The 18,367-nt window shown below is 61.4% G+C and carries 14 protein-coding genes; 5 read left to right on the top strand and 9 right to left on the bottom strand.

All coding sequences use genetic code 11. From position 1 onward, the window contains the following. Positions 1-153 precede the first annotated feature (153 nt). Complete coding sequence (locus H145_RS0107580) at positions 154-579, top strand: response regulator (RefSeq protein ID WP_019947540.1); 426 nt, start codon at positions 154-156, stop codon at positions 577-579. Further along, positions 554-1,600, top strand: a complete 1,047-nt coding sequence (locus tag H145_RS0107585) for an adenylate/guanylate cyclase domain-containing protein (RefSeq protein ID WP_019947541.1) — start codon at positions 554-556, stop codon at positions 1,598-1,600. The genes H145_RS0107580 and H145_RS0107585 overlap by 26 nt, the downstream gene beginning before the upstream one ends. A 235-nt stretch (positions 1,601-1,835) precedes the next feature. On the opposite strand, the gene H145_RS0107590 is transcribed toward H145_RS0107585, so the two are convergent. Beyond that, positions 1,836-4,577, bottom strand: a complete 2,742-nt coding sequence (locus H145_RS0107590; protein ID WP_019947542.1) for a cyclic nucleotide-binding domain-containing protein — start codon at positions 4,575-4,577, stop codon at positions 1,836-1,838. Positions 4,578-4,786: 209 nt separating this feature from the next. On the opposite strand from H145_RS0107590, the gene H145_RS0107595 reads away from it, so the two are divergent. Then, the gene (locus tag H145_RS0107595; protein WP_019947543.1) at positions 4,787-5,407 is read left to right on the top strand and encodes an HD domain-containing protein; all 621 of its coding nucleotides are present in this window, start codon (positions 4,787-4,789) and stop codon (positions 5,405-5,407) included. An 89-nt stretch (positions 5,408-5,496) separates the two neighbouring features. Here H145_RS0107595 and H145_RS0107600 read toward each other — a convergent pair whose 3' ends face one another. From H145_RS0107600 to H145_RS0107630, 7 genes are all read right to left on the bottom strand, one after another. Next, on the bottom strand, positions 5,497-6,558 hold the full coding sequence (locus H145_RS0107600) for a glycosyltransferase family protein (protein WP_019947544.1): 1,062 nt from the start codon (positions 6,556-6,558) through the stop codon (positions 5,497-5,499). 288 nt (positions 6,559-6,846) lie between these two features. Then, a complete protein-coding gene (locus H145_RS0107605; RefSeq protein ID WP_019947545.1) occupies positions 6,847-7,773 on the bottom strand; it encodes a hypothetical protein in 927 nt (308 codons plus the stop codon). A 122-nt stretch (positions 7,774-7,895) separates the two neighbouring features. Then, complete coding sequence (locus tag H145_RS0107610) at positions 7,896-9,017, bottom strand: fatty acid desaturase family protein (RefSeq protein ID WP_019947546.1); 1,122 nt, start codon at positions 9,015-9,017, stop codon at positions 7,896-7,898. A 294-nt stretch (positions 9,018-9,311) separates the two neighbouring features. Next, positions 9,312-9,920 carry a DUF4136 domain-containing protein gene (locus H145_RS0107615; RefSeq protein WP_019947547.1) on the bottom strand — a complete coding sequence of 203 codons (609 nt, stop codon included), beginning with the start codon at positions 9,918-9,920 and terminating at the stop codon, positions 9,312-9,314. A 147-nt stretch (positions 9,921-10,067) separates the two neighbouring features. Then, positions 10,068-10,574, bottom strand: coding sequence for a nucleoside deaminase (locus H145_RS0107620; protein ID WP_019947548.1), 507 nt, complete (start codon positions 10,572-10,574; stop codon positions 10,068-10,070). Positions 10,575-10,686: 112 nt separating this feature from the next. Next, the gene (locus H145_RS0107625) at positions 10,687-11,718 is read right to left on the bottom strand and encodes an acyltransferase family protein (RefSeq protein WP_071595144.1); all 1,032 of its coding nucleotides are present in this window, start codon (positions 11,716-11,718) and stop codon (positions 10,687-10,689) included. 95 nt (positions 11,719-11,813) lie between these two features. Next, a complete protein-coding gene (locus tag H145_RS0107630; protein WP_019947550.1) occupies positions 11,814-13,682 on the bottom strand; it encodes an ABC transporter ATP-binding protein in 1,869 nt (622 codons plus the stop codon). Between the two features lie 156 nt (positions 13,683-13,838). Between H145_RS0107630 and H145_RS0107635 the strand changes: the two genes are divergently transcribed. Then, positions 13,839-15,044, top strand: a complete 1,206-nt coding sequence (locus tag H145_RS0107635; RefSeq protein WP_019947551.1) for a thioredoxin family protein — start codon at positions 13,839-13,841, stop codon at positions 15,042-15,044. A gap of 111 nt (positions 15,045-15,155) precedes the next feature. Continuing rightward, entirely contained in the window at positions 15,156-16,541 is a 1,386-nt protein-coding gene (locus H145_RS0107640; protein WP_026351339.1) for a hypothetical protein, read from the top strand. 123 nt (positions 16,542-16,664) lie between these two features. Here H145_RS0107640 and H145_RS0107645 read toward each other — a convergent pair whose 3' ends face one another. Next, entirely contained in the window at positions 16,665-18,260 is a 1,596-nt protein-coding gene (locus tag H145_RS0107645; protein ID WP_019947552.1) for a catalase, read from the bottom strand. Positions 18,261-18,367 lie beyond the last annotated feature (107 nt).

The following is an 18,367-nucleotide window of genomic DNA, read 5'->3' on the forward strand; positions in this document are numbered from 1 at the left end:
TGAGCTACGACATCATCACCAAGGGCCACAACGGCACGCTCAGCCTCGAAACCGAGGAAGGAAAAGGCACCGAATTCATCATCGAGCTGCCGGGCGGAGCCGGAGTTTAATGGCCGGCCAGCTGCCAATCAACAACTGAATATCTTTACCTGCATGAACATACTGGTTGTGGATGATGAGCTGGACGTGCGGGCGCTGTTTGAACAGCGGTTCCGGCGCGAGATTCGGGGCGGGCAGCTGCACTTTGCGTTTGCCCACTCGGGCGAACAGGCGCTCGACTACCTGCACGAGCACGCCTCGGAAGTGGTACTGATTCTGTCCGACATCAACATGCCCGGCATGAGCGGGCTGGAGCTGCTGGGCCGCATCCGGCAGGAATATCCGGCCCCGCCCCCGCCGCCCCAGGTGATGATGCTCACGGCCTACGGCGACGACGACAGCCGCCGGCAGGCCCAGGAGCTGGGCGCCAGCGACTTCCTGACCAAACCCGTCGATTTTGTGGCTCTGAAGCAGAAATTGCTGCATCTTGCCGCCCACGATGACGCCCCCGCCCATGAAAACGAAGATTCTGGTAGTTGACGACGAGACGGACCTAGAGCTGCTCATCAAGCAGAAGTTCCGGCGCAAAATCCGGGAAAACGTGTACGAGTTCGTGTTTGCCCACGATGGCCAGCAGGCCCTCGACACGCTGAGCCAGCAAACCGATTTCGACATCATCCTCTCCGACATCAACATGCCGGTGATGGATGGGCTGGAGTTGCTCAGCCGCGTGCCCGAGGTGAATCCGGTGCTCAAAACCGTGATGATTTCGGCCTACGGCGACATGCACAACATCCGCACGGCCATGAACCGCGGGGCCTTCGACTTCGTGACCAAGCCCGTGGATTTCCAGGACCTGGAGCTGACCGTTGATAAAACGGCCCAGCACGTGCAGCAGCTGCGCCAGACGCTGCGCGCCATCCAGGAAAACAACATCCTGCGCATGTACGTCGATGAAACGGTGCTCAACTTCGTGGGCCGGCCCGAGTTCAAGAACACGCTCATGGCTTCCGAAATGGTGCAGGCCACGGTGGTTTTCATCGACATCTGCGGCTTTACCTCGCTTTCCGAAGTGCTGCCGCCCACCGATATCGTGACGATGCTCAACCGCTACTTCGACCAGATGGTGAAGGAGATTATTGCGCAGGGCGGCTACATCGACAAGTTTATGGGCGACGCCGTGATGGCCGTGTTCCGCAACGAATACCACCTGGATAGGGCCGTGGATGCGGCCCTGGCCGCCCGCGCCGTGGTGCAGGCCAACCACGACACGCTGCCCGACGGCCGCCCCTACCAGCCGCAGGTCAGCATCGGCATCAACACCGGCGAAATGGTGTCGGGCAACATCGGTTCGGCCTCGCTCAAGCGCCTCGACTACACCGTTATCGGCGACAACGTGAACGTGAGCCAGCGCTTGCAGGCGGCGGCCCAGCCCGGCCAGATCGTCGTCACCGAATCCACCTACGAGCGCCTGAAAGAGTCGTTCCAGTGCCGCCCGCTGCAGGAAGTGGCCCTCAAGAACAAGGCCGAGCCGGTGATGATTTACGAGGTTGTCGCGTAGCGGTCGGTGATTTGGTGAGGTGGCGACGTGGTGATTTGGTTAACCCGCCTGTCATTGCGAGGAGGCACGACGAAGCAATCTGTGAGAGCAACATGACAAGCCCAATAAAACACCAGGCCCCTGACGTCCGCGCTGGCGTCAGGGGCCTAGTGTTTGTCGGGGCTTCGTGCTTTGTACGACCGGATTGCTTCGCTCCGCTCGCAATGACAGGACAGTTCACTCATTCCCTACCTCACTATTTCACCGCACCCGCCTCGTTTTGCCGGCGCAGGCGCTGGCAGAGTACGCGCAGGATGTTGCGGAGCACCTCGGGGCGCTCTTCCATCACGTCGTAGAAATCTTCCTGGTCGAGGCGGAAGGCCAGCGTGGGGGCCAGGGTGCGGGCCGTGGCCGAGCGGGGTTCGGCATCGAGCAGGGCCAGCTCGCCAAAAAAGTCGCCCGGCCCGAAAGCAGCCAGCTGCCGGGCGCCGGTGAAGATGCCGACCTGGCCCTCGTGCACAATGAACAGCGAGGTTCCCAGCTCGCCCTGGGCAAATATCTGCTCGTCGGGCCCGAACTGGACTTCCTGCATGATGGGTACGATGGCGCTGAGCACGTTGGGCGGCGTGGCGGCAAACAGGGCGGTGCGTTGGAGCACGGCCACCCGGTCGGCGGCGGAAATATGGGCGGCAGCGGCGGCGTGGTTCATAAGCTGGTCGGCGAGCGTGGGGGTTTCGGTGAGGGCGGCCTGGTAGGCGGCCGGGCGGGTGGCGGCCCAGCGCACCACGGCAGCCAGCGCGCTTTCGCGTACCAGCGGGCTGGCCGAAGTCAGGTGGGGCCTCAAAAGCGCGAACCGGGCGCGGGCCGGGGGCAATTCGCGCAACGCCAGGCTCACCGTCCAGTCGGTAAACGTGGTTTCGCCGCGCTCCACCACCGCGGCCAGCAGCGGCGCGGGCACCGGCGCATCGGGCAGCAGCCGGTCGAAGCGGGCCGCTTTGGCGGCGGGCGCGCCTACTTCGAGCAAGGTTTGCAGGGCCTGGTAGGTGGGGCGGTCGATGAGGTTATCGAGGATTTCGAGGGCATTGGCCTGTCGCTCGCGCACGGCCTGGGCCACGTGGCGCTGGGCGTCGCGGATGGGCTGGGGCGGGTAGAGCTGCTGCAACAGCCCGAACAGCCGCTGCTCGACGCGCTTGAGCTCGTAGTCGAGGGCCGCGTGCAGGGGCCCGGCCGGCAGCCGGGCCTGGCCGTGCAGCAGCTCGCGGGCCAGCCGCAGTTCCTGGCCCAGCAGGCTGCGGAAGGCAGGCGCATCGGCCGCCAGATTGGGGCCGGGCTGGCGCAGGGCGCGCAGGGCCGCTTCGCGGAACGTCAGCTCGGGCCGCTGGGCCAGCTGCACCAGCGCCAGGCGGCTTTCCGGTGTCGGGAGTTGGCTGCACAGGTTGGCGGCGCGTCGCAGTACGGGCTCGGCGGGGCGAGGCGCCTGCAGGGTGCGACGCAGGGCTGGCAGGGCCGCTTCGCCCAGGGCCTGCAGTTGGCGGGTGGCCGGGCCGCGGGTTTTCTTATCCGCCAGCGCCGCAATCAACGCCTGTATTTCGCCTTCTTCAAAGGCCGAGGCCGGGAGTCTATCAGCCGGGGCCGATGCAGTTGCTACAGCGGGCGCTGTTCCAGTGTCGTTGCCGCCATTGATTGTGGCCTCATTTGCATTGGCTTCCCCGCTGAACCGGCGGCCTACGGCGTGGTGCAGCTCGGCCAGGTAGTGGCCATAGGTGCGGTAAAGCAGCAGGGCGGCCCCCACGATGAGCACCAGCATCCAGCCAATCTGCCAGCCCAGACTGGTGGGCAGGCCCAGCAGCAGCAGGGCGCCCAGGCCCAAACCCAGTGGCTCGTACACGCCCTTGGCCAGCGTGTGGGCCTGTAGCCGCTCATCGGCGGGCAGCGGCTGGAACAGCACCAGAAACACCGGGTCGAAGAAGGCACGGCGCAGTACTTCCTGCACCAGAAACAGCCCGCACAGGTACAGCAGCAGCCCCGAACTGCCCAGCCGGCCGCTCAGGCCAAACAGCGCAAACCCGGCCAGCAGCACCAGCGGCAGGGCCAGCAGCACCCGGCGCGGCCCCAGCCAGTCGAGGGCCCGGCCGGTTACGCCCAGCTTCAGCAGCATGGCCACCAAATACGTAAGGGTGAGCACCGTGCCTACATAGCGCATTACCAGCGCCTGATCGTGAAACCGCTCCTTTACGTTGATGAAAAACGCGTACTCGATGCCCGTGGTAACGGCCGCCAGCAGCAGCATGCTCAGGCACATGGTGCCCACCAGCTGGCTGCTGCCCAGCCAGCGCCGCAGCGGCGCGGCCACGGTTTCGGGGCGGGCGGCGCGGGCGGCCGAGCGCACCTCTACCTGGTGGCTGCGGTTGGTGGCTTGCACCACCAGCAGCGCCCCCACGTAGGCCGCAAACGCCAGCAGCAGCAGCCACAGCAGCTCGGTGTGGTGGTGTACCAATATGGCCAGCACGGCACCCAGGGCCTTGGCCGGCATATCGCCCGAGCTGATAACGCTGAACAGCCGCCGCCCCTGCCGCACATCAAACACCACCGCCGACACGCCCCAGAACTCCAGGTTGGTGAGCAGGTAGATGACGCGGTAGCCGGCCATAATGGCCACTGCCGCCGCCACCGAGCGGCCAAAAGCCACCAGCACGCCAATCACGGCCATCAGCACCACCACGGCCAGCAGCACCCGCACGGCCACCGTTTGCAGGCCCAAATGGTGCTCGTAGTGCGCGTACACCTGTCCCGCCGCCAGCATGGCCAGCGCCGAAGCCCCGTAGGCCAGCGGCAGGCTGGTTTCGGGGTGGTTTTCGAGCAGGATGACGTTGGCGGCCACGTACACCAGAATGGTGCCGATGCCGAGCAGGAAATTGTGCAGGAAAAACAGCCCCACCGAGCGGCCCTCCTCCGGCCGGACTCCCAGTAATTGCTGCCAGCGGGCGAGTAGGGTCATTTTTGGGAAGCTGCAGGCTACAAGCCGCAAGCTACAAGCTTTGAGCTACAACCTGCAAGCTGTGACGTATCACTGGCAAGATCAGGCAGACCGGCACCTTCGGGCCAGCGGTAAATCACAAGCAGGCTCAACTTCCCGCTGCTTAACATTGCAGCCCATAAGCGCGAAGACTTGTAGCTTGCGGCCTGTAGCTTGTAGCTCAAAAGAATATGGATTGCCACCGCGCCGAAACTTACGTGCTCGACCTGCTGCGCCGGCACCTCTCCCCCACCCTGCTTTATCACGGCCCGCACCACACCCTCGACGTGGTCGAGCAGGCCGATTCGCTGGCCCGGGCCGAAGGCATTACCGATGCGCAGGAGCTGGCCCTGTTGCGCACGGCGGCATTCTACCACGATTCCGGTTTTCTGACCACTTACCAGGGCCACGAGGCCGCCGGCTGCGCGCTGGCCCGGCAGGCGCTGCCCGGTTTTGGCTACACCGAAGCGCAGATTGAGCTAATCTGCCGGCTCATCATGGCCACCCAAATGCCCCAGAGCCCCGGCAACTCGCACCTGGCCCAGATTCTGTGCGACGCCGACCTCGACTACCTCGGCCGCCCCGCCGACTTCTGGCCCATCAGCCAGACCCTGTTCGAGGAGCTTAAAACCCGGGGCCGGATGGCCGACGAAACTGCCTGGCTGGAGCTACAGGTGCGCTTTTTAGGCAGCCACCGCTACTGGACGCCCACGGCCACTGCCCGCCGCGAAGCCGCCAAGCAGCAGCGGCTGGCGGAGGTGAGGATAAGACTGGCCGAACTTAGGAACAGCCAAAACGGCCTGTCATCCTGAGCGGAGCGAAGGACCTATACGGAGGCTAACATCTGATAATAGCCTCTGTATAGGTCCTTCGCTCCGCTCAGGATGACAAATGGCTTACGCTACTTACCCAGCCCTGCCAGCACCGCTTCCAGCGCCGCAAACAGCTCCTCGTTGCCCTGCTGCTCGTATGGCTGCAGGGCCGCCTCGAAGCCCGGCAGGTCGTAGAGGAAGGCCTTGAGGTTGTCGGGTGTGAGGCTGATGAAGTGGCGGCCGTAGCCGAGCTTCTCAACCTGGGCGGCGTTGAGGAACTGTTCGAACTGGGCTGGGATGGGCACCGCGCAGATGGGCTTGCGCAAATACACGGCTTCGCTGATGAGCGAAAAGCCGCCGTTGGTTACCACGGCCCGGGCGCTGGCCAGATCAGCCAGGAAACCGGCCTCGCTGAAGGCCCGCAGCTGCACGTTACCGTGGCTTTCTTCGCGGTTGAAGCCGTACACCCGAAACTCCTGGCCCGGCAACTGCTGCAGCTGGGCCACCAGGTTTTGCTGGGTGGTTGCCGATTGGTACACCAGCACGTGGCTGCCGCGGGTGGGCTCCAGGGCCAGCACCTCGGGCCGCAGGATGGGCGGTACCAGCGTGGTGCGCTCCTTATGCAGCGGGAGCCGGAAAAACGTGCTGATCAGATAATGATGGCTGCGCGGCAGCTTGGCCTGCACGATGCGGCGGGCCAGCGCCAGGTTGCCCCGCTCGGCGGCGGGCACGGCCACGTCCAGCGTTGCGCGGCTGATAATCTGCATGTTATCAATGCTGACGACCGGCAGCCCCTTCCACTGGGCGTAGAAGTAGCTGAACGACTCGAAATCGGAAATCACCACCTCGGGCTCGAAGTCGCGCAGCAGCTCGCGGTACTTGCCGAAGTTGACGCGCAGACTCTCCGGCGCCGTACGCAGCACCAGCCCCGCCGTGCGCGACTTCGACACCGTAATGTTCTTATACGCCAGGTGGAAACCCTTGATTTCATGCACCCGCCCGCCCGGAAAAGCCGCTGCCAGCAGCTGGTAGGCTCGCGAGCTGCTCACCACCCGCACCTCGTGGCCCTGGCTCAGCAAATGGCCGATAACCACTTTGCTGCGGGTGGCGTGCCCCAGCCCCTCGCCGGGCACTCCGTACAGAATTTTCATTGGGTGGTGACTAAAAACTGTCATTCTGAGCAAAGCGAAGAATCTCGCGTGCAATGGTAATCCTATAGAAATAGGACTTACGCAAAAGGGGGCCGTAGGCTTGTAGCGCGAAGCTTCCGCTTCGCGCACCGTTGAACATAACCACCTAACAATGAGCAACGATACGCGAAGCAGAAGCTTCGCGCTACAGTCGTTCTGCGTAAGCCCTAAGAAAGAAATTACTGTGGCACGCGAGATTCTTCGCTTTGCTCAGAATGACAGTGCTTTGTTATCACATAGTTTTTACACCTACCGCCGCGCCGAGGACCCCGGAATGCGGAACTGCAGCCCCAGGCTCGGAATAAACGTCATGCCGCTGAGCTTGGCGGTTTTGTTGTTGAGCAGCTGGTACTCGCCGTAGTTCTGGTAGTAAACCGACAGCGCCGGAATCACATACACGTAGCAGTAGCCCAGCTTGGCATTGAAAAAGGCGCCGTACGAGCCGAAACCATGGCGCACCGTAGGCAGCTCGGATACCTTAACCGTCCCGTTGAACAGGCTGCCGGGCGTGAGGCCGTAGCGCAGGAAAGTGTGGGCGTACACCAGCCCGTAGGAAATGGCCCCGATTTCCTCCTCGGCCCCCAGCGACTGGCTGAATACCAGCGGCACTAGCAGGTCGTGGCGCGAGGCCCGGAAGCCGAGCAGCGTGTTCACATCATCCAGAAAAGGAATGCTGGGCAGCTTGGTGCGCTGGGTGGCGTACTGCAGGCCGATGCTGGCATAGGTGACGCCGGGCTGGCGGGTGCCGGGGTTTTCAACCGTGCCCACCGGCCCCAGAAACTGGTACATGGCGTCGAAAACGTGCGAGCCGAACGCGTACTTGTAGCCCACATCGAGCCGGTCGATAACGCCGTAGCGCAGGTACAAATCCGACGAGGGCCGCACCGGGTCGAGGGCGTAGGCGAGGGCCGCCACCTGCAGCTTCTCGATGGTTTGGTTGTAGCGCACCGTGTCTTTGCGGGCCAGGTCGCGGGCCGCCGATTTGAGCGTGGAGCCGGCCTTATCGATGGTTTCGGTGGGCACGTTGAAGGCCAGGTTGCCACCCACCCGAAACTCGCCCCGGGGCGTTACTTTGCCGGTGCTCACGATGGCGCGCGGTGCGGTGCAGGAGGCCGTAGCCAGCAGGCCGGCAGTGCCCGCCAGCAGCCCAACGAGCTGGCGCCGGGAGAAAATCATCTTCATAAAAAAGGCGCGGAAAGTTGCTGTTGGCCCCGCCGGGCCAAAACCGGGCCGAAGGTACTTTTTATTGGCCAGAGCAGAAATCCCGCCAGCGGGCAAAGGCTCGCTTCGCGCAACTGCTAAGCCGCAGCCGGCTCGCGCACCGGCTTGGCGGCGGCCACCCAGGCCTCGGCCCCCAACTGCCGCAGCACCCGGCGGTGCGACTGCAAAGCGCCCAGAAACGTGCGGTTTTCCAGGTAAGGCAGGCCGAACTCGTGGGCCGTTTGGCGCACGATGCGGGCCAGCGCCGGGTAGTGGATGTGGCAGACTTTGGGGAACAGGTGGTGCTCGATCTGGCGGTTGAGCCCCCCGCACAGGAAGCTGGCCAGCGGGCTGTGGGGCGCGAAGTTGGCGGTGGTGCGCAGCTGGTGCACGGCCCAGGCCTCGCGCAAGTCGCCTTGCTTGTCGGGCAGTGGGAAGGCCGTGCCTTCCACCACGTGCGCCAGCTGAAACACGAGGCCCAGCGTCAGGCCCTCCACAAAGTGCATCAGCCCAAAGCCCAGCACAAACTGCCACCACGCAATATCGAGCACCAACAGCGGCAGCACGATAAACAGCGCGTAATAAATAGCCTTGTTGAAAAACAGGTTGAAGTATTCGCGCCGCGGATGGTTGGCCACCTGCTGCCCGATTTTGGGCTGAAAAAACTTCTTGTAGTCCTTGCGCAGCACCCACGAAAGCGAGGCCAGCCCGTACACCGGAAACGCGTACCAGTGCTGAAACCGCTGAATCGGGCGCACCGGCTCGCTTGCATCCAGCCGAATCAGGCCCGGCGCCACTTCAATGTCTTCGTCGTGGCCGGCAATGTTGGTGTAGGTGTGGTGCACCACGTTGTGGGTGATGTTCCACACGTAGGGGCTGGCCCCAATCAGGTTGAACACCCAGCCCAGCGTTTTATTGACGCGCTTGCTGGCCGAAAACGAGCCGTGCAGCGCATCGTGGCACACATTGAAGCCGATAAAAGCGCAGATGGCCCCCAGCAGCGCCGCCAGCCCGGCCATGGCAGCCACCCCAAACTGGTTCGACAGAATCAGGGCGTAGGTGAGCACGAAGGCCGCCAGGAAAAAGAGGGTTTTGGCCCACATGGCCCCGTTGGCGTGGCGCGAAAGATGGTTGTCGCGGAAATAGGCGTCGGCCCGCGCGCGCACGGTGGCAAAAAACGTGGAGCGCTGAACGTTGGTAAACTTGAGGGGACGGGCCATGCAGTGGCAATGCTGCGGAATAGCAGCGGGGGCCACTCTGCCACAAGGGTGAGGTTGGCAGCCTGCCAGCCGGCAAGCCGCTCTGGAAGCAACCTACGGGCGCTTCCGGTAGCCGGCTCCGGTTCAGACCGGGCGCCAGACTGAGCGCTAAACTACGAACCGCGGCGTTTGGTTCTTCCTGCCCCGGTGCCTGCGCGGCTGCGCCGGCCCTCAACAGAGCGGCTATAACTGGTCATCTGGCCGCTGGAAGTCGGCGGCGCAAAGCCGGGGCGGCTTCTGAGTGCTGGCCCGGTTTCAGTCCTCGTCGGGGCCGGCTGCCGGACTTTGGCCGCTCAGGTAGCCCGCCGTGAACACGTGGTACTGGTCGAAAATGGAACGCACCGAGCGCCGCAGCACTATTTCGCCCCGCGGGCCGGGCGGCACGCTCACGCCCGAAGCGTAACCGTTCCAGATGGCCCGGCGCGACTGGTTATCGATGAGCGTTACCAGCAGCGTGCCCTCCGACAGCAGCAGCCGCACCGGCTGGTAGCCCTTGCGCTGCTCCTTGCGCGTGTTTTCATCTTCGGCTTCACCCTCCTTTACCCACCGGGTGAAATCTTCCTGCTGATAGCCCCGGAAGCGCATATCCCCCTCAAACAAATGGAAGTTGACCAGCAGATCGGGGCGGCGGCGGGCCGGGCGGTAGCCCTGCACCTTCAGGCGGGTCCGAATAGCGTCGCGCACGGCCTCGCCCAGCCGGCTGGTATCGGAGTTAAGGCCCTCGCCACTCACGAACTCGTAGGTGCGGTAGCGCCGGAACTGCCCGGCATAGCTGTAGTCGGACTCGACGCGGGCCTCGCGCGACATCAGGCAGCCCGACAGTAGCAAAGTGCCACCGGCCAGCAGGGTAAACAGTTGTTTCATAAACGCAGAAAATGCAGGAAGTCGTACTAACTAAACTACGAAATCCGGCGCGCTTATCGATTGACTGTCAGGGTAATTATTTCATTTCGCGGCAAAAGACCGCCCTATGCGGCCCCGGTGCCGGCCAGCTGCCGCCCGGCCCACTATTTAACCGTCGTGGCGGGCATGGTAGCGCAACTGCAGCTGCTTGATTTGCTCCAGCAGCTCGCCCTCGGCCGGCCCGCGCACTTCCACGTCCACAATCAACTCCTGCACCGGCAGAAACCGGATGGGCGCCGCCGGCGCGCCGGCTTCCTGCAGCCACTGTTGCAGCTGCCGGGCCGAGCTCAGGTACACAATCGGCCCCACGCCTATCCAACCATGAGCGGCGGCGCACATCGGGCAATGCTCGCCGCTGGTGTACAGCGTGGCCCGCTTCCGCTCGTCAGCCGAGAGGTTGTCGGCGGCCCAGCGCACCAGCTCCAGTTCGGGGTGCGCCAGGTTATTAAGCTCGTTCACGCGGTTGCGGGCCGTAGCCAGCACCTTATTGTTGCCACTCACCAGCACCGAGCCAAACGGCTCGTCGCCGGCCTGCAGGGCTTCTTCGGCCAGCTGCAGGCAGTGGCGCAGGTGCTCAAGGTCGGTTTCGGTGAGGGGCTTAGGGGAGGTTAGCATGGCTGGAGAAGAAGAGAAACCTAATGACGTTAAACAAAAACAGTATTGTAACTACTTGGTATGAGTCTCTAATTTTAATTAAAAATAATAAGACCAAAGTCAGCTTAATAACTTAACTGTATTTTCTCCTCAATTTCATTTTCATATACTTTGAAACCGGTATTTCAATATAGTAAGTAATCACATAAGACACTAAGACAACTATTGGCAGGTTGATAAACAAGACAACAATCCAAAAATTCACACCTATCTTACCATGAAACAAAGGTATGATTAGATAAAATGTTATGTAAGAGTGCGACAAATACAAAGCAAATGATATCTTACCAAATAGCAATAATAAATTATTTGCAATTACTTTGATATACCCATTTACAAACAACCAAAATATAAAATAATAGCCAATAATTATCACACTATATTCTAACCAGCTAATAAATATTCTTGACCTTCCTACATAAGGAAATAAAGCTATTTGAATCAGTAAACATAAAATTATCATTAAATAACCATTAAATGCTTCTAGCTGATAATGCATAATTTTGTAAAACAGTATGCCAGACAAGAACAAGAGCACAAATTGAAATAGAGGAAATTGATTAATTAATGATGAAATTATCTCTCCATCATTCTTGAAGTAACAAAAAGCAACAAAAGACAAGCTAACAGAAAACATAATAAATATTATGCGATTTAAAGCACCACAAATATATAAAATAAAGACTAATATATAAAAAAGCATTTCTATTATCATTGTCCAGTATGAGCCATCGATATCATCAACCCCAAAGTAATACTGGAACATTGTCAAGTTAGATAATATTTTTAAAATATCAATATCAAATTTATGCCTGTACAAGGAGTGAATAACCATCAATACAGATGTAAATATCACACATACCCAATAAGTAGGATAAAGTCTACTAACTCTGTTTACTACAAATTCCTTACCATCCTTTACTCTTTGCAAGCTCATGAATATTACAAATCCACTAATGATAAAAAACAGATCAACTCCCGTTACTCCTATTTTAAATATTTTATTATACCCTTGCCGATCCATCGTAGCATGAAAGAAGAATACCAGCAGGGAAGCTACACCTCTTAGAGCATCTAGTTCGGCATACCGTCTTTTAGATTTCATAAATCAAGCGTGTCACAAACCAATGTGGCTATTTATACTACGAATTTTCTTCGTACATCGGGACGACAGTCAAACCTCTTTGACTAATCCTACTCTTACTGATACCCGGCGGCCTGTAGCTTGAACAGCTCGGCATAGCGGCCACCCTTGGCCAGTAGCTCCTCATGGCTGCCGATTTCTACGAACTGGCCGTTTTCGATGACAAGAATGCGGTCGGCCATGCGCACGGTGCTGAAGCGGTGGCTGATCAGGACGGCCGTTTTGCCTCGTGTCAGGTCGTTGAAGCGCTGGAATACCTCGTACTCGGCGCGGGCGTCGAGGGCGGCGGTGGGCTCGTCGAGAATCAGCAGCTGGGCGTCGCGCATGTAAGCGCGGCCGAGGGCAATTTTCTGCCACTCGCCCCCGCTCAGGTCCACGCCGCCGTTGAAGCGGCGACCAATCATCTGGTCGTAGCCGGCGGGCAGCTTGGCAATAACCGAGTCGGCGAGGCTTTGGGCGGCGGCCTGCTCGATGCGGGGGCGGTTGTGCTGCTGCTCGATGCGGCCCACCGCCAGGTTCTGGCCGGCCGGCAGCTGGAAGCGCACGAAATCCTGGAAAATGACGCCGATTTCCTGGCGCAGCTCGCGCGGGTCGTACTCGCGTAGGTCGTAGCCGTCGAGCAGAATGCGGCCCTCGGTGGGGTCGTAAAGGCGCGAGAGCAGCTTCACCATCGTGGTTTTGCCGGCCCCGTTCTCACCCACCAGCGCCAGCTTCTCGCCGGCCCGCAGCCGGAAATTGAGGTTGCGCAAGGCCCACTTTTCGGCGTTGCGGTACTTAAAGCCCACGTTTTCAAACGTGAAGCCCTCCCGAATTGGGTTGGGGAAGGGCCGCACCGGCTGGCTCTCGTCGCGGCGGATGCGGGGCTGGAGCTGGAAGAAATCGAAGAAGTCCTGCAGGTACAGCGCCCCTTCGGCCACCGCGCTGAACCGGCTTAGAATTCCTTCGAGTAAACCCCGCATGCGGGCAAACGAGCCGGCCAGAAACGTGAGCTGGCCAATACTAACCACGCCCGCCACGGCCTGCATAATAATGTAGACGTAGGCCGCGTAGTAGCCCGCCGCGCCCACCGCCGCGAAGAACGTGCCCCAGCCGGCCCGCTTCACGACCAGCGCCTTGTTTTTCTGGTAGAAGTCGTCGGACAGCGTGCGAAATCTATCCGTGAGAAAGGTTGAGAGGCCGAAGATTTTGACCTCCTTGGCCGTATCGTCAGAGGCGCCGGTCTGACGCAGGTAGTCCAGCTCGCGGCGCTCGGGCGTCCAGCCATGCACCAGCGAGTAGCTGCGCTCGTTGAAGTGCGACTCGCCTAGGAACGCCGGCACCACGGCTACCAGCAGCAGCACCAGCAGCCAGGGATTGAACGCCACCAAGCCCACGGCCAGAAAACCCATCGTAATGGCATCCTGGGCCTGGCTGAGCACCTGCGACATGAGCACGGTGCGCGAAAGCGTCTGCCGGCGGGCCCGCTCCAGCTTGTCGTAGAAGGTGCTATCCTCGAACTGGTCGAGGTCGAGCTCGGCGGCGTGCTCCATCAGCCGGATGGAGGTCTGGTTGGCAAACAGGTCGCCGAGCAGCGAGTCGAGCAGGGCCACGCCCCGGCCCAGGGCATCGGAGAGAATGGCCAGGCCGAACTCCAGGGCCACCAGCGTGAGGACGGGAGTCAGCTCGCGGGCCTCGGCCGGCTGGCGGCTCAGGCCGATGATGGAGTCGAGGATGAGCTGGGCCACGTAGAGCATGGCCACCGGCAGGGCCGCCCGTAGCAGGCGCAGCGCCACGTTGCCCAGCGTCAGGGCCGGGCTGGTCTGCCAAATCAGGCGCAGAAAAGCCGGCAGGTTTTTGAGGGCCGAGAACCGTTCCCGCACCGTAAGGGCGGGCTTGCCGTCGGCGCGGGGCTTTTTAGCGAAAAAGGAATCAGAAGGTGAAGCCATAGGCCGGTTGTACGGCACACTTCGGGCCGGGGTGCGGGGCCGGCCGTTTTGGCAGGTTTTATAGCGAAAATACGCTACCTTCCGCCCGTTATTTTGTGCTGGCCGGCGGCTGGCAACAGCAGTTTTATTTGTCTGATTTGTCTGATTATGAAACGAATGATTACGCTGGGGCTGCTATGCCTGCTTAACCTTGTGGCCCGTGCCCAAACCGCTGGCCTGGCTTTTGAGCCGACCTCTTGGAGCGCCGTGCTGGAAAAGGCCCGGCAGACCCACCGGCCCATCTTCGTGTACGCTTATGCGCCCGGCTGCCACTTCTGCCACGAGATGGAGAAAAGCACTTTTCAGGACCCCGCGGCTGCGGCCTACTACAACAACACGTTCGTAGCATTCAAGGTAAATATTGAGGTGGACACAGCCTTTACCCGCCGCTACGATATTGCCTCCTTTCCAACCTACCTCTACCTCGACGAAGCGGGTAGCCCGCTGCACCGCAGCGGCGGCTCGAAACCGGCGGCTGACTTCGTGGCCGATGCCCGGGCCGCATTTGCACCTGAAACGGCGTTTTACGGACTACAACGGCACTATCAAAGCGGCAACCGCACGCCCGATTTACTTTACCGCTACTCCCGCGCCCTAAACTTTCCTACCCGAAGAGAAGTCCCGCAGGCCCAAGTTGTGGCCGAGTATCTGACTACGCAATCGGCGGAGCAGCTACGGAGCGAGCAGAACCTGCGCTATATTTTTGCCCAGTACACGCCGCAGACCAACCAGTTCTTCCTGACTCACCAGGATGACTTCGCGCCCTGGTTTTCAACCCAGGAGCGGCAGCGAAAAGCGCAGCAGGCGCTTAGAAGCCTAGCATCGGAGGCAGGTGAACAACCCGGTAATCAAGCGTTCCAAGAGTTGCAGCAGCTCATCAAAACCAGCTTTGCTGATACCGCACAGGCTAATCTCCTTGCTACCATCACCTTTTTGGAAATGCGTCGCGACTGGGTCGGGTACGCCCGGGCCACGCGCCGGTACAGCCAGTTGCCAGACCCTAACACAAACATGTTGCTTACCACGGCGAAGTATGTTTACTACTTTGGCAAGGAGCAAGGCCCGGCCCGGCAGCAGCAAGCCGTAGCGGCAGTGCTGGACGTGATGCCGGTGTTGCTGAAGCAGGAGCGCAACTACGAAAACCTGCTGCTGCACGCCAAGCTGCTACAGCAGGCCCACCGCCCGACTACGGCTAGGGTGACGGCACAGGCGGCGCTAAAAGAGGCGCAGCTGCAAAAAGAATCGGGTAAGGATGCGCTTGAACTGCTGAAGGTCATCAACGCCAGCGCGAAAAAGCGAGTCTCCATTAAGCCACGCGGGTAGCGGGCCGAAAAGAGCCTAGCGCAAAACGTACTCCGGCGACGATAGCACAAGAGTAGAACGCCCGGCGCTACGAAGCGTACTTTTACCGTTCTGGTCGCCTTTCTGCCCGCTATGCTCCACCGCCTCACCTTCGCCCCCTTCCCTGATGCCGCCGCCGCTACCTGGTTTGCAGCCCTGGGTGACGCGCTGGAGGCCGACGGCGCGCAGGGGCTGCTACTGGCTAACCTCCCGGTTTCCGAAGTGCTGACACTGCCCGCCGTGGCCGTGCTGCCGGACCGGGTGGTTATCCTGCAATCCGATGCCACTGCAGCACCAGGCAGCGCCACGCCCGATGAGCAGCAAACGGCGCTGGCGGCCTGGCTGGGCACCTGGCCTGAGCTGCCGCCGGTGCCCGCCGCGGCCATTGCGGGCTTCGCCATCGGAGCAGGCCCGGCCAGCACCGGCTGGCCTGCTACCCTACTCGAAGCCCTGCCCCAACGGCTCCGCGAGTTGCCAGCGGCATTGCCGCTACCCGCCGACGCGCTGGAGAAATGGGCCAGTAGCCTCCTCGACGATGACGAGGATAATGCTGATACCTACCCGACAGGCTTCTGGGAGCAGAAGGCCCGGCAGCTCTGGAACTGGCTCGGCGCCGCCGATGTGCCCGCCGACCCGCCCTACGGCGTGGCCCCCCTCCCGCCGGCCCCCGCTACCGACACGGCAGCCGAGCAGCGGCGGCTGGAGCAGCTTCGGCAGCAGCTGTTTGCCGAGCTGCAGCAGCAGCGCCTGCAGATGGAAGCTCGCGAAACCGCCCGCGAACAGAGCATTGCCCAGCTCCGGCAGCAGCTGGCTGCTACGCCTACCGCCGCCGCCGAAGTAGCCGCCCTGCAGGCCCGGCTGGCCGCCGAGACTCAGGAGAAAAATGCCCTGGCCGCCGCCATTACCGCCTCGCGCCAGGAAGCCGAAGCGCGTAACCGCGAGTTGGAGGCCCGCATGCAGCAGTTGGGCCAGCAGGTGCAGCAGCTCCAGGCCCGGCCGGCTGCCACTAGTCCCGCGGCCGGAGCCGCCGGTGCTGCAGCCGCTGTTCCGCCCACCGCACCAGCGGCTCCGGCCGCGCAGCCGGCTCCGGTAGCGCGCAAGCGCCCGGCGGCCGGCAGTGCAGTCGGACCGCGCCCGGCATCGGGTCAGTGGCAGCTGCAGTGGCCCCGGGTGGCGCTGGTCCTGGGGTTGCTGGCCGGTATTGGGGCGGGCGGCTGGGCCGTGCAGCACTATGCGGGCACCTCGGCCGGCCCAGCTGAAAAGCGCAGTCCTACCCGCGAGGCCCGTTCTGATGCAAATGATGACGGCATCGACGAGAACCTGGAAGCCGCTGCCCCCACCCTGTTCGATATCCAGCCCGATACAATTAGGGTGGAAGAAGACAAGCTCGATTCGGCCGCGGAGCTGGCTCCGGAGCCAGCCGTGCCCGAGCCCGGCGAAACGATGGATTCGGTAACGGCCCCAGCCGAAGGCATCTGAAGCAACTGCCCGGTTGTAGCGACGCGGCCCATCGCGTCTCTACACCTAATTATCCTCAAAAAAATCCCGGCCACCTTTCGCAGGTGGCCGGGATTTTTCAGGTTTAGGCAGGAGTGCGAAGCCTTAATACGGCTTGGCTTCGTGGGACATTTTCTCGGCTTCTTCCACGGCTTCCTCGTCCTTCATCATCTTGCTGGCTTTGGCAATGCCTTCGCGCAGGCGCTGGCCCCAATCCGGGTCGCAGTTGGTGCACAACTCAATCATCTTGTTCTGAATCACCTCGGCGGCGCCGGCCAGCGCACCCGACATGTTGTTGATCAGGTCGTCGCGCTCCCAGTCTTCGTGCAGGCGGTACCGTTCGCCGGCCTGCTGGAAGTTGTTTTCGCGGTCGATTTTCTGGCGCATCAGGCGGCCGTTGTACTCGGGCATATGGTCGGGACCGGCCGGCTTGGCTTCGGTCAGGCCATTGAGCGAGGACGGCTCGTAGTTGGTGTGCAGGTTCTGGCCAGGCGCGGCATCGACGTGGTAGGTCATCTGGCCGTCGCGCTGGTTGGTGGCCACGCGGGCTTTGGGCGCGTTGATGGGCAGCTGCAGGTAGTTGGGGCCCACGCGGTAGCGCTGGGTGTCGGAGTACGAGAAGGTGCGGCCCTGCAGCATCTTGTCGTCCGAGAAGTCTAGGCCATCTACCAGCACGCCCGTTCCGAAAGCCACCTGCTCTACCTCGGCGAAGTAGTTCTCGGGGTTGCGGTTGAGCGTCATCATGCCCACGGGCAGGTGCGGGAACTGGTCTTCGGGCCAGATTTTGGTGTCGTCGAGCGGGTCGAAGTCCAGCTCCGGGTGCTCGTCGTCGCTCATCAGCTGCACGCGCAACTCCCACTTCGGGAAGTTGCCCTTTTTGATGTTCTCGTACAGGTCCTGGGTGGCGTGGTTGAAGTTCTTGGCCTGAATCTTCTCGGCTTCGGGCTGGGTCAGGTTTTTCACGCCTTCCATTGGCTCCCAGTGATACTTCACCAGCATAGCCTCGCCCTGCGCGTTCACCCACTTATAGGTGTTCACGCCCGAGCCCTGCATCTGGCGGTAGTTGGCCGGAATGCCCCAGGGCGAGAACACGAACGCCACCATGTGCATGGCCTCGGGCGTGTTGCAGATGAAGTCGAAAATCCGCTCCCCGCTCTGGCGGTTATACACCGGGTCGGGTTTCTGCGAGTGAATCAGGTCCGGAAACTTCATGGCGTCGCGGATGAAGAACACCTTCAGGTTGTTGCCCACTAGGTCCCAGTTGCCGTCTTCGGTGTAGAATTTCACCGCGAAGCCGCGCGGGTCGCGCAACGTTTCGGGCGAGTGGCCGCCGTGGCCCACCGTAGAAAAGCGCACGAACACGGGCGTTTCCTTGCCCTTGGTGTTGAACAGCTTGGCACGCGTGTACTTGGCAATGTCCTCGTCGCCCACCTTGCCGTAGGCTTCGAAGGTGCCGTGGGCGCCGGCCCCGCGGGCGTGCACCACGCGCTCCGGAATCCGCTCCCGGTCGAAATGGCTGATTTTTTCGATGAACTGGTAGTTCTCGAGCGTGGCCGGGCCGCGGTTGCCCAGCGTGCGCAGGTTCTGGTTGTCGCTGAGCGGGTGGCCCTGGCGGGTGGTAAGGGTGCGGCCATCCTGGCCAGTACCCTTATCGTGGCCGTTCTGGCCATTTGGGGCGGAATGTTTCTCGTCGTGTGCCATGTGGTATGGGTGAGTTGGTGGATTGCGGAACGGTTGCTGTGCGGTGAACTACCGCTAAGGTAAGCAGATGTTCGGTCTAGTGGAGAATTATTCTCCACTAGAATTAT

The sequence above is a fragment of the Hymenobacter aerophilus DSM 13606 genome, from assembly GCF_000382225.1.
GTDB lineage: Bacteria > Bacteroidota > Bacteroidia > Cytophagales > Hymenobacteraceae > Hymenobacter > Hymenobacter aerophilus.